The organism is Ornithinimicrobium faecis (assembly GCF_023923225.1).
GTDB classification, from domain to species: domain Bacteria; phylum Actinomycetota; class Actinomycetes; order Actinomycetales; family Dermatophilaceae; genus Ornithinicoccus; species Ornithinicoccus faecis.
Genome location: NZ_CP099489.1, coordinates 2,567,265 through 2,593,020, shown reverse-complemented (window position 1 = coordinate 2,593,020; position 25,756 = coordinate 2,567,265). Strand labels below are relative to the sequence as shown.

General features: G+C 68.4%; 19 protein-coding genes. 15 read left to right on the top strand and 4 right to left on the bottom strand.

The genetic code is table 11. The features are described from left to right. The first annotated feature begins 4 nt into the window (after positions 1–4). The 4 genes from NF556_RS12020 to NF556_RS12005 all read left to right on the top strand — a co-directional run bounded on the left by NF556_RS12020 (position 5) and on the right by NF556_RS12005 (position 4,221). A complete protein-coding gene (locus tag NF556_RS12020; protein WP_252591172.1) occupies positions 5–1,111 on the top strand; it encodes a glycosyltransferase family 4 protein in 1,107 nt (368 codons plus the stop codon). Positions 1,112–1,117: 6 nt separating this feature from the next. Beyond that, positions 1,118–2,800, top strand: coding sequence for a CTP synthase (gene pyrG / locus NF556_RS12015; protein WP_252591171.1), 1,683 nt, complete (start codon positions 1,118–1,120; stop codon positions 2,798–2,800). Continuing rightward, the gene (locus NF556_RS12010; protein WP_252591170.1) at positions 2,800–3,420 is read left to right on the top strand and encodes an NUDIX domain-containing protein; all 621 of its coding nucleotides are present in this window, start codon (positions 2,800–2,802) and stop codon (positions 3,418–3,420) included. Before pyrG ends, NF556_RS12010 begins: the two co-directional genes overlap by 1 nt. A gap of 207 nt (positions 3,421–3,627) precedes the next feature. After that, positions 3,628–4,221, top strand: a complete 594-nt coding sequence (locus NF556_RS12005; RefSeq protein WP_252591169.1) for a hypothetical protein — start codon at positions 3,628–3,630, stop codon at positions 4,219–4,221. A 30-nt stretch (positions 4,222–4,251) separates the two neighbouring features. Here NF556_RS12005 and NF556_RS12000 read toward each other — a convergent pair whose 3' ends face one another. Together NF556_RS12000 and NF556_RS11995 are read right to left on the bottom strand one after the other, a co-directional pair. Next, a complete protein-coding gene (locus NF556_RS12000; RefSeq protein WP_252591168.1) occupies positions 4,252–5,187 on the bottom strand; it encodes a hypothetical protein in 936 nt (311 codons plus the stop codon). Further along, positions 5,180–5,680, bottom strand: a complete 501-nt coding sequence (locus NF556_RS11995; protein ID WP_252591167.1) for an RNA polymerase sigma factor — start codon at positions 5,678–5,680, stop codon at positions 5,180–5,182. The genes NF556_RS12000 and NF556_RS11995 overlap by 8 nt, the downstream gene beginning before the upstream one ends. A 410-nt stretch (positions 5,681–6,090) precedes the next feature. On the opposite strand from NF556_RS11995, the gene aspS reads away from it, so the two are divergent. From aspS to NF556_RS11965, 6 genes are all read left to right on the top strand, one after another. Then, positions 6,091–7,917 carry an aspartate--tRNA ligase gene (gene aspS / locus NF556_RS11990; RefSeq protein ID WP_252591166.1) on the top strand — a complete coding sequence of 609 codons (1,827 nt, stop codon included), beginning with the start codon at positions 6,091–6,093 and terminating at the stop codon, positions 7,915–7,917. A gap of 275 nt (positions 7,918–8,192) precedes the next feature. Then, on the top strand, positions 8,193–9,695 hold the full coding sequence (locus tag NF556_RS11985; protein ID WP_252591165.1) for a phytoene desaturase family protein: 1,503 nt from the start codon (positions 8,193–8,195) through the stop codon (positions 9,693–9,695). 402 nt (positions 9,696–10,097) lie between these two features. Next, positions 10,098–11,063 (top strand): MetQ/NlpA family ABC transporter substrate-binding protein, encoded by a 966-nt coding sequence (locus NF556_RS11980; protein ID WP_252591164.1) that lies wholly within the window; start codon positions 10,098–10,100, stop codon positions 11,061–11,063. A 37-nt stretch (positions 11,064–11,100) separates the two neighbouring features. Next, on the top strand, positions 11,101–12,138 hold the full coding sequence (locus tag NF556_RS11975; protein WP_252591163.1) for a methionine ABC transporter ATP-binding protein: 1,038 nt from the start codon (positions 11,101–11,103) through the stop codon (positions 12,136–12,138). Next, positions 12,138–12,809 (top strand): methionine ABC transporter permease, encoded by a 672-nt coding sequence (locus NF556_RS11970; RefSeq protein ID WP_252591162.1) that lies wholly within the window; start codon positions 12,138–12,140, stop codon positions 12,807–12,809. The genes NF556_RS11975 and NF556_RS11970 overlap by 1 nt, the downstream gene beginning before the upstream one ends. A 159-nt stretch (positions 12,810–12,968) precedes the next feature. Then, entirely contained in the window at positions 12,969–13,226 is a 258-nt protein-coding gene (locus tag NF556_RS11965) for a LapA family protein (protein WP_252591161.1), read from the top strand. Positions 13,227–13,264: 38 nt separating this feature from the next. Here NF556_RS11965 and NF556_RS11960 read toward each other — a convergent pair whose 3' ends face one another. Then, on the bottom strand, positions 13,265–15,898 hold the full coding sequence (locus tag NF556_RS11960; protein WP_252591160.1) for a hypothetical protein: 2,634 nt from the start codon (positions 15,896–15,898) through the stop codon (positions 13,265–13,267). Between the two features lie 309 nt (positions 15,899–16,207). Here NF556_RS11960 and pepN point away from each other — a divergent pair, with 309 nt between their 5' ends. Further along, a complete protein-coding gene (gene pepN, locus NF556_RS11955; RefSeq protein WP_252591159.1) occupies positions 16,208–18,826 on the top strand; it encodes an aminopeptidase N in 2,619 nt (872 codons plus the stop codon). 57 nt (positions 18,827–18,883) lie between these two features. On the opposite strand, the gene NF556_RS11950 is transcribed toward pepN, so the two are convergent. After that, complete coding sequence (locus tag NF556_RS11950) at positions 18,884–19,657, bottom strand: GNAT family N-acetyltransferase (protein WP_252591158.1); 774 nt, start codon at positions 19,655–19,657, stop codon at positions 18,884–18,886. Positions 19,658–19,766: 109 nt separating this feature from the next. Between NF556_RS11950 and NF556_RS11945 the strand changes: the two genes are divergently transcribed. The 4 genes from NF556_RS11945 to mltG all read left to right on the top strand — a co-directional run bounded on the left by NF556_RS11945 (position 19,767) and on the right by mltG (position 25,753). Then, positions 19,767–21,140 (top strand): replication-associated recombination protein A, encoded by a 1,374-nt coding sequence (locus NF556_RS11945; protein ID WP_252591157.1) that lies wholly within the window; start codon positions 19,767–19,769, stop codon positions 21,138–21,140. Between the two features lie 32 nt (positions 21,141–21,172). Further along, on the top strand, positions 21,173–23,866 hold the full coding sequence (alaS, locus tag NF556_RS11940) for an alanine--tRNA ligase (RefSeq protein ID WP_252591156.1): 2,694 nt from the start codon (positions 21,173–21,175) through the stop codon (positions 23,864–23,866). Between the two features lie 103 nt (positions 23,867–23,969). Then, positions 23,970–24,470 carry a Holliday junction resolvase RuvX gene (ruvX, locus tag NF556_RS11935; protein ID WP_252591155.1) on the top strand — a complete coding sequence of 167 codons (501 nt, stop codon included), beginning with the start codon at positions 23,970–23,972 and terminating at the stop codon, positions 24,468–24,470. After that, complete coding sequence (gene mltG, locus NF556_RS11930) at positions 24,467–25,753, top strand: endolytic transglycosylase MltG (RefSeq protein ID WP_252591154.1); 1,287 nt, start codon at positions 24,467–24,469, stop codon at positions 25,751–25,753. Before ruvX ends, mltG begins: the two co-directional genes overlap by 4 nt. The last annotated feature ends 3 nt before the right edge of the window (positions 25,754–25,756 follow it).

Sequence of the window (25,756 nt, the reverse complement as noted above, 5' to 3'; positions counted from 1 at the left end):
CGGGGTGAGCAGGATCCTGATGGTGACCGGTGTCGTCGCTGGGGGAGTGGGCCGGCACGTTGAGCAGCTGTCCCGCAGCCTCGTCGAGTTGGGCCACACCGTCGTGGTGGCGTGCCCGCCCGTCGTCGCCGCGCGCTTCGGCCTGAGCGAGGCCGGGGCGCAGCACATCCCGCTTGAGATCGACTCCAAACCGCGCCCCCAGCGGGACCGCCGCACGGTGGCGGCGCTGCGTGAGGCGATGGCCGACGTCGATGTCGTGCACGCCCACGGGGTGCGGGCGGGTGCCCTGTCGGTCCTGGCGCGCACCGGTGACCGGCCCCCGCTGGTGGTCACCACGCACAACGCGGCACCCGAGGGGCGCCTGGCTGCGGTCGTCCACTGGAACCTGGACCGCGTCGTCTGCCGAGGAGCAGATCTGATCCTCGGTGTCTCGCAGGACCTGTGCGAGATGGCCCGTGAGCGCGGCGCCCGGGACGTCGGCGTGGCCGTCGTGCCGGCCGCGACGGCCGAGCCGGCCAGGGACCGTGCTGAGGTGCGGCGCGAGCTCGGGCTGCAGGACGACACACCGCTGGCTGTCGCCGTCGGGCGGCTGGCCCCGCAGAAGGGCTTTGACCGGCTGCTGGACGCCCTGGTGGCGGCCGGCACCACCGCTGAGGACGCGCTCGTGGTGATCGCCGGGGAGGGCCCGCAGGCAGAGGCACTCCAGCGCCGCATTGACCGGGCCGATCTGCCGGTGCGTCTGCTCGGGCACCGCAGCGACGTCCCCGACCTGCTGGCCACGGCCGACGTGGTGATCTCCGCGGCACGCTGGGAGGGTCAGCCGGTCTGGCTGCAGGAGGCGCTCAGTGTCGGGGCACCGGTCGTGGCGACTGATGTGGGCGGCACCGAGCAGGTGCTGGACGGGGCCGGTCTGCTCGTGCCCGGCGACGACGCCGAGGCGCTGGGCGCGGCGCTGACCGCGCTGCTCCAGGACGAGGTGCTGCGCGAGGACCTCCGGGCAAAAGCACTGGTCAGGGCGGCCGAGCTCCCCACAGCCGAGGATGCCGCCCAAGCCGCGCTCACGGCATACCGGCGTGCCTTGTCAACCACCGAGTCACGTGACGTAGACTGACAGCCCGTGGTGGACCAGACGAAACATATCTTCGTGACCGGAGGAGTTGCCTCCTCACTCGGCAAGGGCCTGACTGCCTCGAGCCTCGGACTTCTTCTGCGAGGGCGCGGCCTGCGCGTGACGATGCAGAAGCTCGACCCTTATATCAACGTTGACCCCGGCACGATGAACCCGTTCCAGCACGGTGAGGTCTTCGTCACCGAGGATGGCGCCGAGACCGACCTGGACATCGGGCACTACGAGCGCTTCCTGGACGTCAATCTGCGCGGGCGCGGCAACGTGACGACCGGTCAGGTCTACAACGACGTGATCGCCAAGGAGCGCCGCGGGGAGTATCTCGGCGACACGGTGCAGGTCATCCCGCACATCACCAATGAGATCAAGGCCCGGATGCGCGCCGATGCCAACGAGCTGGCACCAGAGGACACCCCCGACGTCATCATCACCGAGATCGGCGGCACGGTCGGCGACATCGAGTCGCTGCCCTTCCTCGAGGCGGCCCGCCAGGTCCGGCACGACCTGGGGCGCGCCAACTGCTTCTTCGTGCACGTCTCGCTGGTGCCCTATCTCGCCCCGAGCGGCGAGCTGAAGACCAAGCCGACTCAGCACTCCGTCGCTCAACTGCGTCAGGTCGGGATCACGCCCGATGCGCTGGTGCTGCGTGCGGACCGTGAGATCCCCATGTCGATCAAGCGCAAGATCTCGATGATGTCCGACGTGGAGGTCGACGGGGTCGCGGCCTGTGTTGACGCACCGTCGATCTATGACATCCCCAAGGTGCTGCACGCCGAGGGCCTCGACGCCCATGTCGTGCGCACCCTCGGCCTGCCCTTCCGCGACGTCGACTGGACTGACTGGGACGGGCTGCTGCGCCGGGTGCACGAGCCGGAGCACGAGGTCGAGGTGGCGCTGGTCGGCAAATACATCGACCTGCCCGACGCCTACCTGTCGATCACCGAGGCGCTGCGTGCCGGCGGGTTCGCCAACGACGCGCGCGTCTCGATCCGGTGGGTCGCCTCGGACGACTGCCGCACCGAGGCCGGTGCCACCAAGGAGCTCTCCGGGGTGGACGCGATCCTGGTGCCCGGCGGGTTCGGGATCCGCGGCATCGAGGGCAAGGTCGGCGCCCTGCGCTGGGCCCGGGAGCGCCAGGTGCCCACGCTGGGCATCTGTCTCGGCCTGCAGGCCATGGTCATCGAGTTCGCCCGCAATGTCGCCGGCATCGAGGGCGCCAGCTCGACCGAGTTCGACCCCGACACCACGGCCCCCGTCATCGCGACGATGGAGGAGCAGCGCGCGTTCGTCGAGGGCGCTGGTGACCTGGGCGGCACGATGCGGCTGGGGTCCTATCCCGCGACGCTGACCGAGGGATCGGTCATCGCGCAGGCCTATGGCACCACGTCCGTCGACGAGCGTCACCGGCACCGCTATGAGGTCGGCAACGCCTATCGCGAGCAGCTCACCGAGGCGGGTCTGGTCATCTCCGGCACGTCCCCGGACGGCGAGCTCGTGGAGTTTGTCGAGCTGCCCGCCGAGGAGCACCCCTATTACGTCTCGACCCAGGCGCACCCGGAGTTCAAGTCGCGACCGCACCGGGCGCACCCGCTGTTCGCCGGCCTGGTCGCCGCGGCCCTGGACGTGCAGCGCAGCCAGCGCCTCGTCGAGGTCGAGCGCACCACCGCCGGCTGATGTCGCTCGACGCGCCGCAGCTCGCCCTGACCGACGTCGTCGACGTCCTGGAGCGTCGACCTGTCTCGGCGTCCGAGGTGGCCTTCGCCGGCCGCGTGTGGGACGTGCGCAGCGACACGATCGACCTCGGTGACGCCGGGACCGTCGTCCGTGAGTATGTCGCGCACCCCGGTGCCGTCGCCGTCATCGCCCTGCGCGAGGACCGCGGCGAGCCGGAGGTCCTGCTGATCCGGCAGTATCGCCACCCGGTCGGCGCCCAGGACTGGGAGCTGCCCGCCGGACTGCTCGACGTGCCGGGGGAGGACCCGGTCGAGGCGGCCCGCCGAGAGCTGGCCGAGGAGACCGACCTGCAGGCCGACACCTGGGAGCAGCTCATCTCGATCACCACCTCTCCCGGTGGTCTCGACGAGGTGATCACCATCTTCGTGGCCACCGACCTGTCCGATGTCGCCGAGGGCGACCGGTTTGAGCGAGAGCACGAAGAAGCCGGTATGCCGACGGGCTGGGTTCCCCTGTCCGTGGCCGTCCAGGCGGCGCTGGCCGGGCAGGTGCGGAACGCTCCGATGATCCTGGGCGTCCTAGCCCTGTCCGCCCGCCGGGTGGAGGATGTCCACGGCTGACAGGAGCGTCCGATGGCTTTCGTGAGGCCTTCGTCGCGCGGGATTCTTCCGCGCGGGAATCTGCTGCGCAGGATTCTTCGGGGCACGGTGGCGGTGACCGCTGCCGCCCTGCTCGTGGGCCTGGGAGGGTGCGGTGCGGAGCCTGGCAGCGACCAGCCAGCAGCGACAGGACACTCTGATGCGGCCCCGACGTCACGGGACACTCCGATGAGGAGCACCGCGGGGCCGTCCGCTCCTGCACCCGAGACCGCGTCCGAGGCTGCACCGCCGACACCAGGAACTGACACGGCGAGCTCGACGCTCACCGGGTCGAGGAGCCCGCTCAACAAGGTCAGGGAGACTTTCGCGCAGGAGGCCACCAAGCACGTCTACGACCACCCGGACGTCTTCGCCGGGGTGGGGTGGACGGGGGAGAACTCCTGGCACTTCACCATCCAGGTGGCCGAGGACCACCTGGATGCGCCGGAGGTCGACTCGGTCCGGGAGCGCGTGCCCGACGACCAGGTGCACATGGTGCATTTCACGACCGTCGCCCACTCGGCGACCGACCTGCAACGCGTGATGGACCTGTTGGGTCCGAGGATGGAGGACCACGAGATCATCGGCCTCGGCTCGGACTTCCAACACAACGCGGTGCGGGTGGTCGCCACGCCCGAGGCCATCGCAGCTGGTGGCGGGCACGATGCGTTCCTCCGTGACCTGAAAGCCGGCCTGCCAGCTGACCTGTCGGCTGACCTGCGGGATGCGGTCGTGCTCGAGGAGGGGCAGATGGCGACAGCAGACACCGCGCACGGACCCTGAAGTCCCCGTGCGCGGTGCGCTGTCCTGCGACTAGTTGCCGGTCACGAGGTCAGCCAGCCGCTCAAACTCCGAGACGGCCTCAGCGTCGGTCGCCTCGCTGGACCAGTCGATCAGCCGGAACGTCGAGACTGCCGCCGGCGTGCCGTCGTGCTGGACGACGTAGTAGAAGTCCGTCATCGGGTCTGTCCCGTCCTTGAAGGTGGTGGTGATCCGGAAGGCACCCGAGAGCTCCAACGGCTGCACGTCCAGCACGATGTTGTCCGCCTCAGCAGGCGCCTCGCAGGTGGCGAGGGCCGCGTCGAGGTCATTGACATAGTCAGCCGCGGCATCCGGTGAGTCGAGCACCCGCACACGCTGGTTGGCGAAGGCCGAGCCACCCGACCAGACGCCCATGATGCCGAAGGTGCCCTCGTCCTCGGCGCCCCACGTCACATCATCAGGGTCGCAGTCGAACAGTGCGGTCGACTCGAACTCACCCATCCCAGCCTCGGTCGCCGCGCCGCCGGTGAAGGCCTCGGACTCCCACAAGGTTGGCGGCACGAACAGACTGAGCTCGGGCCCGCCCGACGCGGCCAGCACCAGGTCGTCGGGGGCGACGAGGGCCGCGTCGGGGCTCTCCCCGTCGGTCCCCGTGGGCTCATCCGTCGGCTCCTGCGTCGCGTCGTCCCGCTCCGTGGTCGGCGTGCTGGTCCCGGCGGGCGGCGCTGTCGTGGCCCCGTCCTCCAGCGACTGAAAACCGATCCACGAGAGCCCGAGCACCGCCGCGGCCCCCGCCGCGATGCCGGCCACGGCCCGGTGCCGCTGACGGCCCGCCCGTCGCATCACGAAGCGCACATCTGGGATCCCTGCAGCGTCCACGTCGTGGCGCAGTGCCCCCAGCGAGGCGCGCAGTCGGTCGTCCTGCTCCTGGGTCCACCCCGAGTCCCCCTCTGGACCCCAGTCCTGGAACTCCTGGTCCTCACGCATGGTCGTTCTCCTTGATCTCAAGGGCTGCGGCGAGCTGTCGCCGGCCCCGATGCAGGTGGGACTTGATGGTGCCGACCGCAGCCCCGGTCTCCTGGGCGATCGCCTCGATCGACAGGTCGGCGATGTAATACAGCGCGACCGACTCGCGGATCGGATCGCTGAGGGTCTGCAGCGCCTCGAGCACCGCCACCCGGTCCACGCCGGGCCCCTCGATCGTGGCGGGGGCGCCGTGCCGGACATACGCCCGGTCCTGGGCGCTCTGCTTGCGCCACGCAGAGATCGCGATGCGTCGGGCGACCGTGCGCACCCAAGCCAGCGGCTCGTCATACGTGCTGATCGTCGACCACCGCTGCCAGGCGCGCGCAAACGCCTCCTGGGCGGCGTCCTGGGCGACCGTCATGTCCCCGGTGCTCGCATACACCAGGTGGACCACCTTTGGTGCCGCCGCGGTATAGAACTCCTCGAAGTCTCGCTCCGCCTGCCCTCGGCTCATCGGTCCCTCCTGCCCCTCATTGTGGCCCCCTCTGTGATCCGGTGGTGGTGAGCGGCCGATGATTTCTGCTGCTCACCTCTCCACACGCCCTGGTCAGCCCAAAGGTTGCGGGCGCCACCCGTTTCGGTGGCAGGTGGCGCGGGTCACGCCAACCCGCCCATTTTTGGGTATGCCGAGGGGCTGGCGGACCGTAGAATGTCACCCGTGTGCGGGGCGGAGTGACGATCCGCCGAGACGGCCTGGGGCCGGCTTGCCCGCGCGCCGCGCGTCCGGCGGTCCCGACGAGAGGCCGAGGTCCCCTCGGCAAAGGTGTGGTGGCACCGCGACCTAGCCCCCGCCCACACCTTCCGGGCTGCCTAGCAAGCGTCGTGGGCAGTCTCCTCGGCGTCTTGCACCCGAGAGGAGACCACATGCTTCGCACCCACGAGTCCGGCACGCTGCGACCAGAGCACGTCGGCACCACTGTCACCCTCACCGGTTGGGTGGCCCGTCGCCGCGACCACGGAGGCGTCGCCTTCATCGACCTGCGCGACGCCAGCGGCATCGTCCAGGTCGTCGCCCGTGACGAGGTGCTCACCGGCACCGCCCACGACCTGCGCAGCGAATACTGTGTGAGTGTCACCGGTGAGGTCACCGCCCGTGAGGACAAGGACGTCAACCCCGACCTGCCGACCGGCGGCGTCGACGTCGTCGCCACGCAGATCGAGGTGCTGTCGGCCTCCGAGGCGCTGCCGTTCCAGATCGACGAGCGCGTGACCGTCGGTGAGGAGGCACGTCTGCGCCACCGCTATCTGGACCTGCGTCGCCCCGGTGTCAACTCGGCGGGGCAGAACCTGCGCCTGCGCAGCAAGGTCAACGCCGCCGCGCGCACCGTGCTCAACGACCTGGACTTCGTCGAGATCGAGACCCCGACGCTGACCCGCTCCACGCCCGAGGGTGCCCGTGACTTCCTGGTGCCCGCACGCCTGCAGCCGGGCAGCTGGTATGCCCTGCCGCAGAGCCCTCAGCTGTTCAAGCAGCTGCTCATGGTCGCCGGCATGGAGCGGTATTACCAGATCGCCCGCTGCTATCGCGACGAGGACTTCCGCGCCGACCGGCAGCCGGAGTTCACCCAGCTCGACATCGAGATGAGTTTCGTCGAGCAGGACGACGTCATCGCGCTCGGCGAGGCGATCGCCAAGGCGGTCTGGGCGGTCAAGGGCATTGACCTGCCCACGCCCTTCCCGCGGATGACCTATGCCGACGCGATGGCCCGTTATGGCAGCGACAAGCCCGACCTGCGCTTCGACCTCGAGCTGGTCGAGTGCACCGACTTCTTCGCTGACACCCCGTTCCGCGTCTTCCAGGCCGAGTATGTCGGCGCTGTCGTCATGCCCGGAGGCGCCAGTCAGCCGCGTCGCCAGTTCGACGCCTGGCAGGAGTGGGCCAAGCAGCGCGGTGCCAAGGGACTGGCCTATGTCACGGTCGCCGACGATGGCACGCTCGGTGGCCCGGTGGCCAAGAACCTGTCCGACGCGGAGCGCGAGGGTCTCGCGGCGCACGTCGGAGCCACCCCCGGGGACTGCGTGTTCTTCGCTGCGGGTGCCACGAAGGCCTCGCGTGCCCTGCTGGGGGCCGCGCGCCTGGAGATCGCCCGGCGCGCCGAGCTGATCGACGAGTCGGCCTGGTCGTTCTTGTGGGTGGTTGACGCCCCACTGTTCGAGCCGGCCAGCGACGCGGTCGCCTCCGGTGACGTGGCCGTCGGCGGTGGCGCCTGGACCGCGGTGCACCACGCGTTCACGTCGCCGCAGGAGCAGTTCCTGGACACCCTCGAGTCGGACCCCGGCTCGGCGCTCGCCTATGCCTACGACATGGTCTGCAACGGCAACGAGATCGGTGGCGGGTCCATCCGTATCCACCGCCGCGAGATCCAGGAGCGCGTCTTCGCGATCATGGGCCTGTCGGAGGAGGACGCACAGGAGAAGTTCGGCTTCCTGCTCGAGGCGTTCAAGTTCGGCGCTCCGCCGCACGGCGGCATCGCCTTTGGCTGGGACCGGATCGTCGCGCTGCTCGCCGGCACCGAGTCGATCCGCGACGTCATCGCCTTCCCGAAGTCCGGTGGAGGGTTCGACCCCCTGACCGAGGCACCCGCGCCGATCACCTCCCAGCAGCGCAAGGAGGCTGGCGTGGACGCCAAGCCCGAGCCCAAGGCGCCGGCACCCCAGGGCGCGGAGCAGGTGAACCCCAGCCAGAGCTGAGGCGTCAGCTGGCCGCCACGGGTCGGCCCGGTCCACTGGCTGCCCGTCCATTGGCTGCCCCGTCCACTTACTGGCAGCCCCCCTCTGACCGCCCCGTCCAACTGCACGCATCCTTCTCGCCTCGCCCTGCGTGTCGCGCGAAGGATGCGTGCACCTGGCACTCCCCGCCGGACTGCACCCAGGGTCACAGCGTCAGCGGTCCATGGCTGGAGCGTGCATGGCTGGAGTGTGCGTCCACCGTCCCCTTCGGGACGGCTCGGTGAAAGACTGGGTTGGTGAGCTCAGTCAGGGACGTGGTCGTGGTCGGGTCCGGGCCCAACGGACTCGCGGCCGCGGTGATCCTGGCTCGGGCCGGGCTGTCCGTGACGGTCCTGGAGGGACAACCGAGCAGCGGTGGGGGAGTGCGCTCCCTGCCGCTGATCACCGACCGGGTTGCCGAGACCGAGGGGCTGCTGCGCGATGTCTGTGCGGCCGTGCCCGCGGCAGCACCGACCTCGCCCTTCTTTGCGGAGTTTGACCTGGCGGCCCGCGGGGTTGAGTTGATCGTCCCCGAGGCGTCCTATGCTCAGCCGCTGGAGGGCGGACGGGCGGGCATCGCCTATCGCGACCTCGAGCGGACGGTCGAGCGTCTGGGAGTGGACGGCCCACGATGGCGACGTCTCCTGGGGCCGCTGTCGACACATGCCGCCGAAGTTGCCGCAATCGCCCTGTCTGACAAGCGATCTGTGCCGCGAGGCGATCCGCTCCGAATGGCGAGAGCGGGCGCCGCTCTGGGGAGGAGTACCGCCCTGATGGCTGGCTCCTGGGGCGATGGCTATTGGCGCACCGAGGAGGCCCGCAGCCTGATCGGCGGTGTCGCGGCGCACACCATCTCGACGCTCCCGTCGCTCGCCGCTGCCGGCACAGCCAGTTATCTGGGGGCGCTGGCGCACGCACCGGCCGGGTGGCCGTTGGTCCGCGGCGGGATCGGGGCGATCTCCCAGGCATTGGTGGCCGACCTGCTGGCTCACGGCGGCGAGGTGATCACCGATCACTCGGTGCGCAGCCCGCGTGACCTGCCGCCGGCCCGTGTCCACGTGCTCAACACGCATGCCCGCGTCGCCGCGGACTTGCTGGCAGAGCCGTATCGCTCGCGGCTGCGTCAGTTGCCCCTCGGTGCCGGTGTCTGCAAACTCGACTATGTCCTCAGCGGTCCCGTGCCCTGGGCGGACCCGGAGGTTGTGCGCGCGGGGACCCAGCACATCGGCGGTTCGCTCGCGCAGATGCGGTTCGCAGAGGCAGACGTTGCGGCTGGCCGCCACGCGGAGCGTCCGGTCGTGTTGCTCAGTGACCCTGCCCAACACGACGACTCACGTCTCGGGCACAGCGGACTGCGGCCGGTCTGGGCCTATGCGCACGTGCCACACGGTTCGACGCAAGATGTGCGCCCCGCAGTGGAGGCCCAGCTCGAGCGCTTCGCCCCGGGCTTCCGAGACCTGGTGGTGGACTGTCTGGTCACCCCCGCGTCACGCATGGCCGATCACAACGCGGCCTATCCGGGCGGTGACATCGCCGGTGGCTTGATCAGCATGTGGCACATGGTGGCTCGCCCCGGCCCGGCTCTGGACCCGTATGCCGTGGCCCCCGGGGTGTATCTCTGCTCACAATCCACACCTCCAGGCCCTGGTGTGCACGGCATGGCGGGAGTGCACATGGCCCGACGGGTCCTGCGTCGAGAATTCAAGATTCCGCAGATTCCTTCGCTGGCACCGCAGTCAACGGAAAGAATCACTGACTAGCTTGCGTGGAGTCCCCGTGTCTGCCGATGGTTCTTCGTCACTGTCGGTTTGACAGGCCGCGCGCGACTCACCTCTAATAGGTGAGGTCGGGCCGTCAGCCCGTCCCCGCGTCAGCCTCCGAGTGGTTGACCAGGCGATGAGATGGAGAGTCATGAGCAGCCACGCTGTGCACCCAGTCCCGGTCCGTCCCCAGGGACGCCGCGACATGTGCTGCGTGATGTCTGCCGACCCCATGATGTGTCGCTGCTGAGCCGCATCCACTGAACACTCGCCGCGACGGCCTTGCCGGCCACGCGGCATACCTCTCCGCATTCCCTGGCCCCGGCATCGTTGCCGTCGGCCGCTCACGCCGTGCCGTCCACGCCGTGCCCCGTTGATTTCCTGTGCCTGAAAGGCAGTCCCATGTCTGAGAACACCACGCCATCTGAAAACACCGCTCCGTCTGAGAACGCCAGCACCCCCGTCCTCCCCGCGAAGCCCAAGCGCAGCCGAACCCCGTTGATCGCCGGCGGACTCGTCCTGGTGGCTGCCCTCGCCGCCGGGGGTTGGGCTCTGGCCGGCGGTGACGATGACAGCGATGTCATCAAGATCGGCACGACCGAGGCCAGCCAGCCCTACTGGGATGTCCTGGTGGACAAGGCAGCCGAGGAGGGCATCGAGTTGGAGATCGTCAACTTCAGCGAATACACGCTGCCGAACCCGGCACTGGCCGAGGGCGAGATCGACCTGAACTCCTTCCAGCACCTGCTCTATCTGGCCGACCACAACGTCAACACCGGTGACGACCTGCAGCCCATCGGGTCCACGATGATCGTGCCGCTCCCGCTGTACTCCCTGCAGCACGACTCGGTCGACCAGTTCAGTGCTGGTGATCAGGTCGCCATCCCGAACGACTCCACCAACCAGGCTCGAGCCCTCTTCGTGCTGGAGAGTGCCGGGCTGATCACCTTTGAGGGTGAGCCGACAACGCCCACGCCCGAGGACGTCGACGAGGATGCCTCCACCGTGGTTGTGCGACCGGTCGAGGCGAGCCAGACGGCGGGACTGATCCACGATGCCGATGTGGCTGGGGTGATCACCAACAACAACTTCGCCAAGGACGCCGGGTTTGACCTGGAGGACTACGTCTATGCAGACGACCCCGAGTCGCAGGGCGCCCAGCCCTACATCAACATCTTCGCCGCCAGGCCCGGTGACCTGGACAACGAGACCTACCTGAAGATCGTTGAGCTCTACCACGACCCGGAGGTCCTGCAGTCTGTTGTGGATTCGTTCGGCGGCACTGCCGTGATCGTTGAGGGCTATGACACCGAGCGCCTGCAGGAGGTGCTCGGGGAGACCGAGGCCAACCTCCAGGCCAGCAACTGACGTGTCCGCGAGAGCTGAGGGTTCCTCGAGAGCTGACGTGACCGCGAGAGCTGACCGGTCCTCGATCATCGAGTTCCGGGACGTCTCCAAGGTCTTCACCGGTCGCAGTGGCGACGTCACCGCGGTCGACCATGTTGATCTGAGCGTTAACGCGGGGGAGATCTTTGCGGTCATCGGCTACTCCGGAGCTGGCAAGAGCACCCTGGTGCGGCTCATCAACGGACTGGAGCGGGTCACCTCCGGAGAGCTCGTTGTTGACGGGCAGGACGTGGTGCAGATGTCGGAGTCGCAACTGGAACGCAAACGGCGCGACATCGGGATGATCTTCCAGCAGTTCAACCTCTTTGGGTCGCGCACGATCGCCGGCAATGTGGCCTTTCCGCTGAAGGTTGCGGGCTGGTCAAAGGAGCGCCGTGACGCTCGCGTCGCCGAGCTCCTGGACTTTGTCGGTCTGCTGGACCGTGCGCACTCCTATCCGGATCAGCTGTCCGGCGGGCAGAAGCAGCGCGTCGGCATCGCCCGTGCGCTGGCCGCCGGTCCGAAGATCCTGCTGGCGGACGAGTCCACGAGCGCCCTTGACCCCGAGACCACTCAGGACGTGTTGCGGCTGCTCCGCAAGGTCAACCGCGAGCTGGGCGTGACCGTCGTGGTCATCACCCACGAGCTCGAGATTGTCCGCGCCATTGCTGATCGCGTCGCCATCCTGGAGAGCGGTCACGTCGCTGAGATCGGCACTGTCTTTGAGGTCTTCACCAACCCGCAGTCTGAGGTCGGGCGGAAGTTTGTCTCGACCGTGATCCACGACAAGCCGATCGGAGATGACCTGGCCCGGATCAGGCAGGCTCACCCCGGGAGGATCGTCACTGCCACAGTCCACGACGGCTCTCGTCTGGGCACGGTGTTGGCAGGGGCTGGTGCCCAGGGTGTGAGCTTCGAGATCGTCTACGGCGGCATCGGCACGCTGCAAGCACGCTCGTTTGGGTCGCTGACCTTGGAGCTGTCCGGCCCCGAGGCTGCTGTTGACCAGGTGGTCGCACAGCTGCGCGGGGTCACCGAGGTCGAGGAGGTCGCCTGATGAATGACGGATTCGAGTGGAGCGAGCACGGCTCCAGCCTGATCGAGGCCACCGGGCAGACGCTCTATATGGTCTCGGCCACCCTTGTCATCGGCGGCCTGCTGGGATTGACCCTCGGTATGGGGCTCTACACGACCCGACGGGGCGGACTGTTGCAGAACCGTTGGGTCTTCGGGGTCCTCAACCTGGTCGTCAACATCTTCCGGCCGATCCCGTTCCTGATCCTGCTCTTTGCGGTGGCCCCACTGACCGTGGGCATCGTCGGGACCCGGCTGGGCAGCACGGCGATGATCGTGCCGATGTCTGTGGCCGCCACCTTCGGCGTCTCACGCATCGTGGAGCAGAATCTGGTGGCGATCGACCCCGGCGTGATCGAGGCAGCCCGAGCCACCGGTGCGACGCGCTGGCGGATCATCACGACCCTCCTGGTCCCGGAGGCCCTTGGTCCATTGATCCTGGGCTACACCTTCATCTGCATCGCTGTCGTGGACATGTCGGCCTTGGCAGGAACTCTGGATGGCGGGGGCCTGGGTGCCTTTGCCCTGGACTATGGCTACAAGCGCTGGAACTTCGGCGTCGTCTGGGTCACGGTCATCGTCATCATCATCTTGGTGCAACTGGCTCAAGCACTTGGCAACCGCCTGTCCCGCAGGGCCATGCACCACAACTGAGCGCTCGTCACAACTAAGCGCTCGTCGACGGCCTGGGGAGCACCCTGGCAAGGCCATGTCGACAATCGGGTCGAGTCGCCATCTCCGCTGATCTGGTGACACGATGAGACCTCAGGGCGCGGCTCAGATCGTTCCGTGTCCTCAGGAGGGGAGTCATCGATGTCCGAACAGCGTCGGTCCGAGCGGGCGCAAGAACAGAGCCCGGTCGTCACCCTGCTCAAGGCTCACTGGATCACGATCGTCCTGGCACTGCTGGCCATTACCTTTATCGCCCAGAACACCGATGACCTCCACCTGCGGTTGCTCTGGATGACCTTCACCGCACCACTGTGGTTGGCGCTCACGCTGGTGGCGCTGATCGGGGTGGCCGTGGGCTGGATGCTGAAGCGTCGATCCGTGCGCCGCAACCTCGGCTAGGGCGCCAACTCGACCCGACATCAGATCGATCCCACCGCCTAGAAGGGTGGTGGTTCGTCGGGGTCGTGGGTCCAGGGTGTGGTGGGTCCGTCGTCGGGCTGCTCGGACCCGGTGCTGTGGCCCGGAGTCTGGTCGTCTTGGCCTCGGTGGGTCTGGCCAGTCGCGCCAGCACTCTCGTCGTGCCCGGTGTCCTGCTGGTCGGCCCTGGTGGTCTGGTCGTCCTCGGTGTCCTGCTGGTCGTGGGTGACTCGGTCGTCGGTGTCGTGGTGGCGTTGTGCCTCGGCGCGCATGGCGTCCGGGGCGGGGTGGTAGGTCCGGCGTCCGCTCTCGGGGGTGTGGGTCAGGGTGACGGAGTCCCAGCCGGTGAAGAGTTCGCTGAAGTCGTCGTCATCCTCGGCTTCGAGCTTGGCCCCGGCTGGACGGTAGGACAACGCCTGATACACCGCTGCATCGACAGCCGCAGCAGGATCATCCCCTGACGCTATGGCTTCGTGGACCTGTGTGGTGGCTGCAGTCAATAGCTTGGTGTACTGGTTGTAGTCATGGGCCTTGGTGGTGTAGATCCGCCCGAGCAGGGTAGTCCAGGTGACGTCCCTGTTGGCGTGGATCACCGCGTCCCAGAGTTTCTTGGTCTTCAGATCATGGTCCGGGGTGTCCAGTGGTTGTCCGTTGGCGATACACGTGTGCCCGCCGGGGGTGCCGTGTTCCTGGACGTGATCAATCTGCGCCACCGACGCCGGCTTCAGACAGCCAGGCATGCGACAGAAAACATCCGCGGCGATGATGTGCGCGCGCATGCCCGCATCGAAGGGGTAGGCCTTGATCGAGCGTTCCACCAGGACGCCGGTGGCGGGGTCGGTCAGTAGCCGGTACATCGTCGACCCAGGGGTGAGCGCGAGGGTGCGGACCTCATCGGGGGACAGGAACACACTGTGCTTGCCGATCACTTCGCCGACACCGACCTCACCATCCGGTTCACCGGGAGTTGGTGGCTGGGTTCCTGATGCTGCCTGCTGGGGTGGGCAGTCTGGTCCTGGCGGGCCTGAGTCAGGGCGGTCTTGTCCCCTCGAAGCGTCTCCGGGCGCTTGATCTGAGGCGGTCTCTGCGCCGCAGGTGCACTCACAGGTGCAGGAGCTGACGCCACCGGAGCCGGAGGGTCGGCTGCCAGACTGGCCAGGGGTAGCACCAGCGGTAGCGAAGGCGGCGGGGATCGGGTTCCCCTCGGCATCGACACTCGTGCCGGGGCTAGACCCTGTGGGGGTCATGCCGCCTGGGGTGGTGCCGATCAGGGCGTTGAGCGGGACGATGACGTTGAGTTGCGCGGCTGGGAGGCCGTGGAGGATTTTGGTGAGCTGCTCGGACTGCTCGACCGTGACGAGGGCTGGGTCGTCGGGTAGTCCGGTCAGGTCGGCGGTGCCGTGCAGCAGCAGGGCGATGCCGGCCGCGGCACGGAGTTGGCACAGGGTGCGTGGGTCGCCGGCCTTGCGGGCAGCCCGGGCCGCTTTGTCGATGCGGTCAGCGACCGCGGCGCCCTGGGTGGCGGTGCACCCGATCATGACCTGCGCGGTGCCGTTGTCCTCGACCAACACCCTCGTGTCGTTGGCGGCGAGGTTATCCTCACGAGTCTTCTTCGTGGACTGCGGGTCGCGACCTTTGATCTTGTGCACTTCACGGTCCAGCGCACGGTAGAACTCGCGGTGGCGCCACGGCCCACCGAGGAACTCACCGGCAGAGTCGAGCCGCTCAGACACCGACGCTGCCGGGTCGTCGCCGAACAGCCCGTTGGCCACCGCAGCCGAGTCCTCGGTGCTGAACGTGGAGCAGGCCCGGAAGTAGCGGCGCACCAGCCGCCACGTCGACTCGCCCGACTTCAGAGAGTGGGCCACCGGGGCAGTGACCGAGGCGGGAAGGTTCGCGACCGCGACCAGGTCAGAGACCTCCCCGGGACACCACCCCATCAGGGCTTCCACTTCCTTGCGTGTCGCCCGCTTGGCCTGGGCCCGCCACTTCTCCCACTGCGTTGGGGTGAGGTCGTCCGGGGTGGTGCCACCCTTGTCCAGGAGCAGCATCTGGCCCTGCACGGCGGTCAGCTCCCTGGTCGCGGAGAGCAGGACCGCATCCAACCGCCCAGCGGTCGCGTTCGACGACTCCATGCTGGACAACAGCGCCTGCCCCCGGGCGACGACGGAGGGTTGCTCGTCAACGGTGGCCACGGTCGCGCAGGATTCGACCAGGCCAGTCAGGGACTCGACCATCGACTCGTCCAGCCCGAAGTCGTTCAGGACGGAGCGCAGACGTGCGGGCGTGTCGAGATCGGTTGGTTCCTGATCGGGGTGCCCCTGTTCTGGTGGGGCCTCGGAGGTGGGTTTGGCCGGCGGTGCGATCAGGTCGGCAAAGGAGGTCACCCACAACTCAGTAGGGACCCCGGCAGCGTCCGTGAACTCCGGAGAGTCCGCAGTGTCCGTGAACTCCGGAGAGTCCGCAGTGTCCGTGAACTCCGGAGAGTCCGCTGCGTCCGTGAACTCCACAGACTCCGGAGTTTCCGTGGCGTCCGTGAGCTCGGGGGAGGTTGACGGGTCCTTGCGCCCGGCAGGACGCGACGAACGGGCCCGCACGACCGGAGGACGGCGCAGGCTCTCCCGGATCCTCCGCTGCACGACCTTGGTGTCCATCACCCCTCCTTCCGCTCCATCGCGAACCCGTCCTGGCCAGGAAACTCACTGCGTCCTGATCAGCTACCTACAACATTAGGGATGACGTCTGACACTCCCAGCAGATCGTCTTGACCTGCGGAAACATACATGGGAAGGCCGAGGAACGGACAGCTTCAGGAACGGCAAGGGCCCTCGTGCGGGGTGACGCCAGCCTCTCTCCGGCCATGCAAACTTGACAGTCAGGATGTCCACCCAACGGGGCAACTCAGACATGCGGAGACGCCAGGGGGTGTCGTCAAGCGGTGCGTTCTGTTTGACTGGGCCATCGTGACTGCCACGACGAACCTGACCCACGCCGAATGCGCCGAGCGCGCCAGGACAATTGCTGTGGGGGAGCAGCGAGTTGAGCTCGACCTCAGATCAGCCACCGACCCGACAGCGCGGACCTTCCGGGTGGTCAGCACCATCGCCTTCACAGCCACCGGCGAGGAGACCTGGGTGGACCTGATCGCCGACCAGGTTGTCAAGGTGACCCTGAACGGCGCCCCGGTCGACCTCTCCTATGACGGTGCGCGTGTCCCGCTGACCGGCCTGGCACGGGACAACGAGGTCCGCATCGAGGCGGACTGCGTCTACAGCCGCAGTGGCGAGGGACTGCACCGGTTCACCGACCCGCAGGACGGGAACACCTACCTCTACACCCACTTTGAGCCCACCGATGCCCGCCGGCTCTATCCAGTCTTCGAGCAACCGGACCTCAAGGCCGAGGTCACTTTCGTCGTGACTGCCCCGGCAGAATGGGTGATCCTGTCCGGGCAGCCTGAGGTCGAGCGCACGCAGGAAAGGGACGCTGCGACAGTGACTTTCGCGCCCACCCCACCGTTGTCCAGCTACATCACGGCAGTGGCTGCCGGGCCTTATCACCGCGTGGACGGGACCTGGTCGACCGAGCGTGCTGACGGCACCTCGCAGGAGATCGCACTGGGTGTTCTCTGCCGTGCCTCGATGGTGGACTATTTGGACGCCGACGAGGTCCTCCGGCTGACCCGGCAAGGCCTGGACTTCTTCGACGAGCACTTCAACTATCCCTACCCGTGGGGCAAGTACGACCAGATCTTCGTGCCGGAGTACAACATTGGCGCGATGGAGAATCCGGGCCTGGTGACCTTCACCGAGCAATACCTGCACCGCGGCAGAACCACCCGGGCACAGCGTCAGGGACTGGCCAACACGCTCATGCACGAAATGGCCCACATGTGGTTCGGGGATCTGGTGACGATGCGTTGGTGGGACGGCCTGTGGCTCAAAGAGAGTTTCGCCGATCTGATGGGCTATCACGTGACCGCGGAGGCCACTGAGTACACCGACACGTGGACGCGGTTTGCCATGGACCGCAAGCAATTTGCCTATCGACAGGACCAGCTGCCCACGACTCACCCGATCGTCGCGGTGATCGATGACATGGAGGCGGCCCGGCAGAACTTCGACGGCATCACCTATGCCAAGGGTGCGGCAACCCTCAAGCAACTGATGGCGTATGTCGGCCGGTCGGCTTTCTTTGCCGGGTCCCGTGACTACTTCGGTCGCCACGCGTTCGGCAACACCGAGGTCAGCGACCTGATGGAGTGCCTGGAGGCGGCCTCCGGCCGCGACCTGACGTCGTGGTCCCGGGTGTGGCTCGAGACCGCCGGCATTTCGGAACTGACCCCGGTGGTGGAACGGGCTGAGGACGGCACGCTGACCAGCTTGCTCATCCGTCAGAGGGCAAGCGACCCACTGGCTAGCGACGCACGTGGAGAGGGTCCGGCTGCTGGGGCCTTCATCGACCGACCTCATCGCCTGGTGGTGGGTTGCTATGCGTTGGAAGGGGACCGCCTGTCCCGGGTGGCAGCCCACGAGATCGATGTCACCGGTCAGCAGACCCAGGTGCCCCAAGCGGCGGGCGAGCACGCCGACCTGGTGCTGATCAACGACGACGACCTGACCTATGCCACCGTCCGCCTCGATCCCGTCTCAACCGAGACTGCGCTGGCTCACGTCAGCTCGATCGAGTCGCCGCTCAGCCGCGGCGTGGTGTGGTCCTCGCTCTGGAACTCTGTGCGCGACAGCGAGCTTCCCGTCGACCGCTATGTGCGCGGTGCCCTGCAGCAACTGCCCGATGAGGCTGATGCGGCACTCCTCGCCTCGGGCCTGACCAATCTGCACTCGGCCATCGAGTCCTTTGCCCCCGTTGCCCGTCGCTCGGACTGGCGAGGCGAGCAGGTGGCCATGTTGCGCGACGCGCTGTGGGCAGCAGAGGCGGACTCGGACCGGCAGGCCGTCCTGGCCCGTGCCCTGGTGCGGGCGACCGCCTCCACCGCAGAGGGTGTCGAGGTGGTGGGCGGACTCCTCGACGGAACCTCGGTGCCCGATGGACTGGTGGTCGATCAGGACCTGCGATGGGGCGCGGTCGCCGCGTTGGCCGCCCAGGACGCGGTCTCGGACGACGCGCTGGCCGCCGAGCTGGCAGCGGACGACACGATGACTGGACGAACCGCGCACCTGCGAGCAACGGCAGCCCGCCCCTCTGCGTCGGCGAAGGCTGCGGCCTGGGAGGCGATGGTCGCGGATGAGTCTCTGACCAACGATCACCTGCGCGCCCTGGTGGCTGGGTTTACCGAGCCGTCGGGCGGGCCCGCGACGCAGTCGTATGCCGACGACTACTACGCCTCGATCTCGAACTGGTGGCAGCAGCGCTCGATGGTGATGGCCAGCATTCTGGTGACCGGCTTGTTCCCGCGCGGGGACCTGGTCGCAGGAAACCAGCCCGACGAGGCTCCATCGCTGCTCGCTGCGCAGACCTGGTTGGAGCAGCACCCGGAGGCTCCAAAGGCCCTGCGGCGCATCGTCATCGAGCAGACCGACCACCTCCGGCGTGCGCTGAGGGTGCAGGCGTCGGCGGGCTGAGGGCGCGGGTGTGGGTCTGCTGAGGTGCAGGCGTCGGCGGGCTGAGGGTGCGGAGCCTCAGTCGGTGGCGAGTCTGCGGGAGTGCCAGGCGTATGCCGTCTGGTAACCCAGTCCGTAATAGATCGCCCGGGCAGGTGGGTTGGCTGAGTACATCCCCAGCGTGCACACGCCGTGCTCGTCGACCGCGTGGCGGGTCAGCCCAGCCGTGACCGCGCGGGCCAGGCCCAGACCACGGTGGTCCGTGTGAGTGACGATCCCGGCCAGGTGCGGCGCCCCGGACTCCAGGGACTGCATCGCTCCCGCCGCCACGAGCTGGCCCTCCGGAGTGCGGATGCCCAACCACAGGTCGGTCCGACCCGTGCCAGGGTCACCCTCCCCGGTGGGGCTGTGAACCGCAGAGAGGGCCTCTAGCTCTGCCGCGTCGCGGGTGTCATCGAGGGTGATGAGGCGATCCTCGAACAGCACGGGCGGCGGAGCCTGGTCGGTCCACATCCAGTCCCACTCACCCCCTGAGCCGAGCTCGAAGGTCGCAGCCAACTGATCCGCATACTCCTGGGGCACGGAGATGCCGGTGATCCCGCGCTCTGCGACGGGGCCACCCAGGGCCTCGAGCAGGTCGCGGATCGCGACGCTGTGCCCACCTGAGTGCGGGAACACCCACAATCCGCGCCCGCGCCGCCCGAAGCGCTCGACGGCGACTGCTCCGGGGCCAGCCAGGACAGCTCCGGTGAACGGGTCAGGGATGCCCCAGCGGACGAACGGGTCGCCGCCACAGAGCTCAAGAAGGTCAGGGTGCGAGGTGATGTTGCGCAGCAGGGTGTCCGAGGCCACCACGGCATGCTAATCGGGCACCGTGGGTCAAGGTGCCAGTGGGTGAAGCTGCCAGCGGGTGATGCTCTGTCGGTGATGTTCCGTCGGCACGTCCGCATACGCTGGGCCCATGGCGGATCAGGACCTCTTCAGCGCGACTCCCGTCGATCACCCAGACCTGCAACCGCCCCTGGCGGTCCGGATGCGCCCGAGCACCATCGAGGAGGTCCGTGGCCAGGCCGACGTGCTCCGGGCAGGGAGCCCACTGCGGCGTCTGATCGAGGGGCACGCCGGTGCTGCCGGACCGCTGTCCGCCATCTTGTGGGGGCCTCCGGGGACCGGCAAGACCACCCTGGCCCACCTGGTGGCCCAGGCCGCCGGACGCACCTTCGTCGAGCTCTCCGCGGTCACCGCTGGCGTCAAGGACGTCCGCGCCGTGATGGAGCGAGCGACTCAGGAGCGATCGCTGCACGGCAGACAGACCGTCCTCTTCCTCGACGAGATCCACCGGTTCAGCAAGGCCCAGCAGGACGCGCTGCTGCCCGGCGTGGAGAACCGCCTGGTCATCCTCGTCGCCGCCACCACCGAGAACCCGTCGTTCAGCGTCATCGCACCGCTGTTGTCCCGGTCCATGCTGATCCGCCTCACCTCGCTGGACGATGCGCAGGTCGGTGACGTGATCGACCAGGCACTGCAGGACGAGCGCGGCCTCGACGGTGGGTTCGAGCTCGACCCAGCGGCACGCGAGCACGTGATCCGGATCGCCGGGGGAGACGCACGACGGGCCCTGACGACCCTCGAGGCAGCCGCGGGGGTTGCCCTGGACAGCGTCCCTGCCGGGCGGGAGGGGGACACCGTCGCGATCACCCTGGCGGTTGCCGAGCAGGCCGTCGATCAGGCGGCAGTGCGCTACGACAAGACCGGCGACCAGCACTATGACGTGGCCAGCGCCTTCATCAAGTCGATGCGGGGCAGCGACGTGGACGCGGCACTGCACTATCTGGCGCGGCAGCTCGAGGCGGGGGAGGACCCGCGCTTCATCGCGCGGCGCATCGTGATCTCTGCCAGTGAGGATGTCGGGATGGGCGACCCGACCGCCCTGCAGACTGCGGTCGCGGCCCTGCACGCTGTCGCTCAGATCGGCATGCCTGAGGCGCGGATCATCCTGGCCCAGGCCGTGGTGCACAACGCGCTGGCCCCGAAGTCCAACGCGGCCTACAACGGCATCAACGCGGCCATCGCGGACGTCCGCGCCGGCCACGGGGGCGCGGTGCCAGCGCACCTGCGCGGCAGCAGCTATTCCGGAGCGGCGCAACTTGGCCACGGCGTGGGCTATCGCTACAGCCACGACGAGCCCAACGCTGTCGGGCCACAGCAATACCTGCCGGACGACCTGGTCGAGGCGGAGTACTACCGCCCGAGCGACCGTGGCTGGGAAGAGCGGCTGGGCCCACGCTGGCGCGAGCTGCGTGCCATCATCCGGGGAACCCGCCCCGGCAGATAGAGTGCAGCGTCACCCCGAACGACGAGGAGCCCATGGAAACCGCCGAGATCCGACGACGTTGGCTGTCCTTCTTTGAAGGCAGCGGTCACACAGTCGTGCCCAGCGCCCCGCTGGTCTACGACGACCCGAACCTGTTGTTCGTCAACGCCGGCATGGTCCCGTTCAAGCCCTATTTCCTCGGGCAGCAGACCCCGCCGTGGACACGCGCCACGTCGGTGCAGAAGTGCGTGCGCACCCTCGACATCGAGGAGGTTGGCAAGACCACCCGCCACGGCACGTTCTTCCAGATGAACGGCAACTTCTCCTTCGGTGACTACTTCAAGGAGGGGGCCATCACCAACGCCTGGAAGCTGATCACCGGCTCCCAGCAGGAGGGCGGACTGGGCTTCGACCCGGACAAGATCTGGGTCACCGTGCTCGGACCGGGGTTGCTCCCGCACCTGCCTGACGGCGACGAGGAGGCTGCCTCCCTCTGGCGCGAGATCGCCGGCCTGCCCGACGAGCGGATCCAGCGCCGCGGCCTGGAGGACAACTACTGGCACATGGGCGTTCCCGGTCCCGGCGGGCCGTGCAGCGAGATCTACGTCGACCGCGGCGCGGAGTTCGGCCCGGACGGTGGTCCGGAGGTCGACGAGGAGCGCTTCCTGGAGATCTGGAACCTGGTCTTCATGCAGGAGGTTCTCTCCGAGGTCCGCTCCAAGGTCGACTTCGACGTGGCCGGTGAGCTGCCGTCCAAGAACATTGACACGGGCATGGGCCTGGAGCGCGTCGCCTACCTGCTGCAGGGCGTGGACAACCTCTACGAGATCGACGAGGTCTATCCCGTCATCGAGCGTGCCGAGGAGATGTCCGGTCTGACCTACGGCAACGACGAGCGCACCGACGTCCAGTTCCGGGTCGTCGCCGACCACGTGCGGTCCGGCCTGATGCTGATGTCCGACGGGGTCACCCCGGGCAACGAGGGCCGCGGCTATGTCCTGCGCCGCCTGCTGCGCCGTGCCGTGCGCTCGATGCGGCTGCTCGGTGTCCAGGACCCGACGCTGCCGGCCCTGCTGCCGGTCAGCAAGGACGTGATGAAGGCGTCCTATCCGGAGTTGGAGGCCGACTTCGGCCGGATCAGTCAGATTGCGTATGCCGAGGAGGAGGCTTTCCGACGCACGCTCGCCTCGGGCACCACCATCCTTGACCAGGCGGTCAAGCGCGCCAAGGACAACGGCGAGAGCAAGCTCGCCGGTGACCAGGCGTTTGCCCTGCACGACACCTATGGCTTCCCGATCGACCTGACCCTGGAGATGGCCGCCGAGCAGGGGCTGGAGGTCGACCGCGACGGCTTCACCCGCCTGATGACCGAGCAGCGCGAGCGGGCCAAGGCCGACGCCCGGGCCAAGAAGTCCGGGCACGCCTCCACCGAGGTGTGGCGCGAGCTGCGCGACCAGGGCCCCACCGACTTCCTCGCCTACGAGACGCTGAGCGCCGAGGCCTCCGTGCGAGGTCTGGTGGTCGACGGCGCCACGGTGCCGGCCCTGAGCCAGGGCCAGCGCGGCATGGTCGTGCTGGACCGCACCCCGTTCTATGCCGAGTCCGGCGGGCAGATCGCCGACGAGGGTGTCATCGAGACCGCGTCGGGAGCGATCCTGCGCGTCCGCGACGTGCAGCGGCCCGTCAAGGGCCTGATCGCGCACACCGTCGAGGTGGAGTCCGGGGAGTTCACCGTGGGCACCGCCGTCAATGCCCAGGTCGACCCCGAGTGGCGCGTCCAGGCCTGTCAGGCGCACTCCGGCACCCACGTGGTGCACGCGGCCCTGCGTCAGGTGCTCGGCCCGACGGCGCTGCAGAGCGGTTCCTACAACAAGCCCGGCTATCTGCGCCTCGACTTTGCCTGGAACTCCGCGCTGTCACCGGAGACCAGGTCGGAGATCGAGGAGGTCGCCAACCTCGCGCTGCGCCAGGACCTGCCGGTCGCCGCGGCCTATATGACGCTGCCGGAGGCCCGCGAGGCCGGTGCGCTGGCACTGTTCGGCGAGACCTATGACGAGCAGGTTCGCGTCGTGGAGATCGGTGGCCCCTGGTCGCGCGAGCTCTGCGGTGGCACGCACGTGCGGCACTCGAGCCAGATCGGTGCGCTCACCCTCACGGGTGAGTCGTCAGTCGGCTCCGGGTCGCGCCGCATCGAGGCCCTGGTGGGCCTGGACGCCCTGCAGTTCCTGGGCCGCGAGCGTGCCCTGGTCAGCGAGATCTCCGGGCTGGTCGGCGCGCGCCCCGAGCACCTCACCGACCGGATCGGCCAACTGCTGGCCCGCCTGAAGGAGGCCGAGAAGGAGATCACGACCATGCGTCAGGCGGCCGTCATGTCCGACGCCGCGAGCCTGGTCGCCTCGGCCAAGGACGTCAACGGCGTCACCTGGCTCGGGCACGACGCCGGCGCTGGCGTGTCCGGTGATGACCTGCGCCGACTGGTCACCGACCTGCGCGCCCGCCTCGGGGACGAGCGTGCCACGGTGGTCGCCGCGGCGTCTGCGGTGAAGGATCGCCCGGTGGTCGTCGTCGCGACCAACCAGGGTGCGCGCGATCGGGGAGTCAAGGCAGGGCAGCTGGTCAAGGTCGCTGCCCAGACCCTTGGCGGCGGCGGTGGCGGCAAGGACGACCTTGCCCAGGGTGGGGGACAGGACGCCTCGAAGATCGGCGAGGCCCTCACCCAGATCGAGCAGGCCCTTGGCAGCGCCTGACGCGCAGCCGCAGCCCCCCGGGCCCCCACCGGGTGCGTCGCCCTCCCGGGCCACGCACCCCGGTGACGAGCCCGCGGACACACGCCACGGCATACGTCCAGGTGTGCGACTGGGGGTCGACGTCGGTGACGCCCGCGTCGGCCTGGCCGCCAGTGACCCGGCAGGGATCCTGGCGACCCCGGTGGCCACGCTGCGGCGTGACACCGACACGCTGAGCGATCTCGCTGAGATCGCCTCCCAGGCCCGTGATCGGTCGGCCATCGAGGTGATCGTGGGCCTGCCCCGCACCCTCTCCGGGGGTGAAGGTGTGGCCGCTCGGGCGATCCGGGGCTACGCTTCTGCGTTGCACCGCCGTCTCGGCGGGATCCCGGTGCGACTGGTTGACGAGCGGCTGTCCACGGTGGACGCACACCGGTCCCTGCACGCCAGCGGGGTGCCCGGCCGGCGACACCGTGCGCGTGTCGACCAGGCGGCGGCAGTCGTCATACTGCAGGCTGCACTGGACACGGAACGAAGCACCGGTCGCCCCCCCGGTGAGAGCATCGCGGGCCGCAAGCCACGGGCGAAGCGGACCTCGACGACGAGCGAAGGAACCCAACCATGAGCCGACCCCCGGCGGACGATTGGGCTGAGGACCAGACTCCGGGCGAGGTGCACGCCGAGGACCTCCTCGGTGAGACCCACCATGACGAGACCCACCACGGTGAGACCCACCACGATGAACTCTTCCCCGAGGAGCACGACGAGTCTCTGGCACACGACGTGCTCCAGGGCCCCCCGGAGGGACACGACGACTTCCGTCCGCGTCGTCCGGAGAAGCACCACAACCCGCTGCTGCGGATCGGCGCCATCGTCGTGGCCGCAGCCGTGGTCATCGTCGGCGGCATCATCGGGTTCAACGCGGTCCGCGGCATGATCCCGGACCTGTCGTTCGGCAGCTCCGCCCCCGAGGACTTCGAGGGTGAGGGCAGCGGCGAGGTCACCGTCGAGATCCCGCAGGGCGCCGGCGGCGGCCAGATCGGCCAGATCCTCTTCGACGCGGGCGTGGTGGCCTCGGCCGAGGGCTTCGCCAACACCGCTGCCGCCGACCCGCGCGCCACCGGCATCCAACCGGGCACCTATCTGATGTCCAACGAGATGAGCTCGGCAGCAGCCCTGGAACGCCTGGTCGACCCCGAGGCCCGCCAGGTGGCCGGGGTCACGATCCGAGAGGGTCTGTGGACGGCGGAGGTCTTCGCCCTGCTCGCCGACGCGACGGGCAACGACGTCGCGGACTATGAGGCCATCGATCCCGCGTCGCTCAATCTGCCCGAGGCGGCCAACGGCGAGCTCGAGGGCTATCTGTGGCCCGACACCTATGAGTTCGGCCAGGACTCGACGCCCGAGGAGCAGCTTCAGGCGATGCTCGACCTGGGGGCCCAGCGCTACGCCGACCTTGGCCTCGAGCCCGACGCGATGCACGACATCATCATCAAGGCCAGCATCGTGCAGGGCGAGGGGCTGTTTGCCGAGGACCTCCCCAAGATCGCCCGGGTCGTCGAGAACCGCCTCAAGGAGGGGTCCGAGACCGACGGCAAGCTGCAGATGGACTCCACGATCCACTTCATCCACCAGCAGCGCGGCCTGGCCGGCACCACCAAGGAGCAGCGCGAGGACGAGAGTCCCTACAACACCTATCTGCACCAGGGGCTGCCCCCCGGGCCGATCAACAGCCCCGGCGCCGCGGCGATCGAGGCGGCCATGAACCCGGCGGAGGGCGACTGGGAGTATTTCGTCACGGTCAACCCGGACACCGGTGAGACCGTCTTCACGAACAGCTATGAGGAGCACCAGGAATATGAGGCGGAGTTCCTGCAGTGGTGTGAAGACAACCCGGACCGCTGCTGATCG

Coding starts and splice junctions, on each gene's coding strand:
- NF556_RS12010 (WP_252591170.1), top strand. CDS start 2,800: ATGTCGCTCGACGCGCCGCAGCTCGCCCTGACCGACGTCGTCGACGTC.
- NF556_RS12005 (WP_252591169.1), top strand. CDS start 3,628: ATGAGGAGCACCGCGGGGCCGTCCGCTCCTGCACCCGAGACCGCGTCC.
- NF556_RS12000 (WP_252591168.1), bottom strand. CDS start 5,187: ATGCGTGAGGACCAGGAGTTCCAGGACTGGGGTCCAGAGGGGGACTCG.
- NF556_RS11995 (WP_252591167.1), bottom strand. CDS start 5,680: ATGAGCCGAGGGCAGGCGGAGCGAGACTTCGAGGAGTTCTATACCGCG.
- aspS (WP_252591166.1), top strand. CDS start 6,091: ATGCTTCGCACCCACGAGTCCGGCACGCTGCGACCAGAGCACGTCGGC.
- NF556_RS11980 (WP_252591164.1), top strand. CDS start 10,098: ATGTCTGAGAACACCACGCCATCTGAAAACACCGCTCCGTCTGAGAAC.
- NF556_RS11970 (WP_252591162.1), top strand. CDS start 12,138: ATGAATGACGGATTCGAGTGGAGCGAGCACGGCTCCAGCCTGATCGAG.
- NF556_RS11965 (WP_252591161.1), top strand. CDS start 12,969: ATGTCCGAACAGCGTCGGTCCGAGCGGGCGCAAGAACAGAGCCCGGTC.
- NF556_RS11960 (WP_252591160.1), bottom strand. CDS start 15,898: ATGGACACCAAGGTCGTGCAGCGGAGGATCCGGGAGAGCCTGCGCCGT.
- NF556_RS11945 (WP_252591157.1), top strand. CDS start 19,767: ATGGCGGATCAGGACCTCTTCAGCGCGACTCCCGTCGATCACCCAGAC.
- alaS (WP_252591156.1), top strand. CDS start 21,173: ATGGAAACCGCCGAGATCCGACGACGTTGGCTGTCCTTCTTTGAAGGC.
- mltG (WP_252591154.1), top strand. CDS start 24,467: ATGAGCCGACCCCCGGCGGACGATTGGGCTGAGGACCAGACTCCGGGC.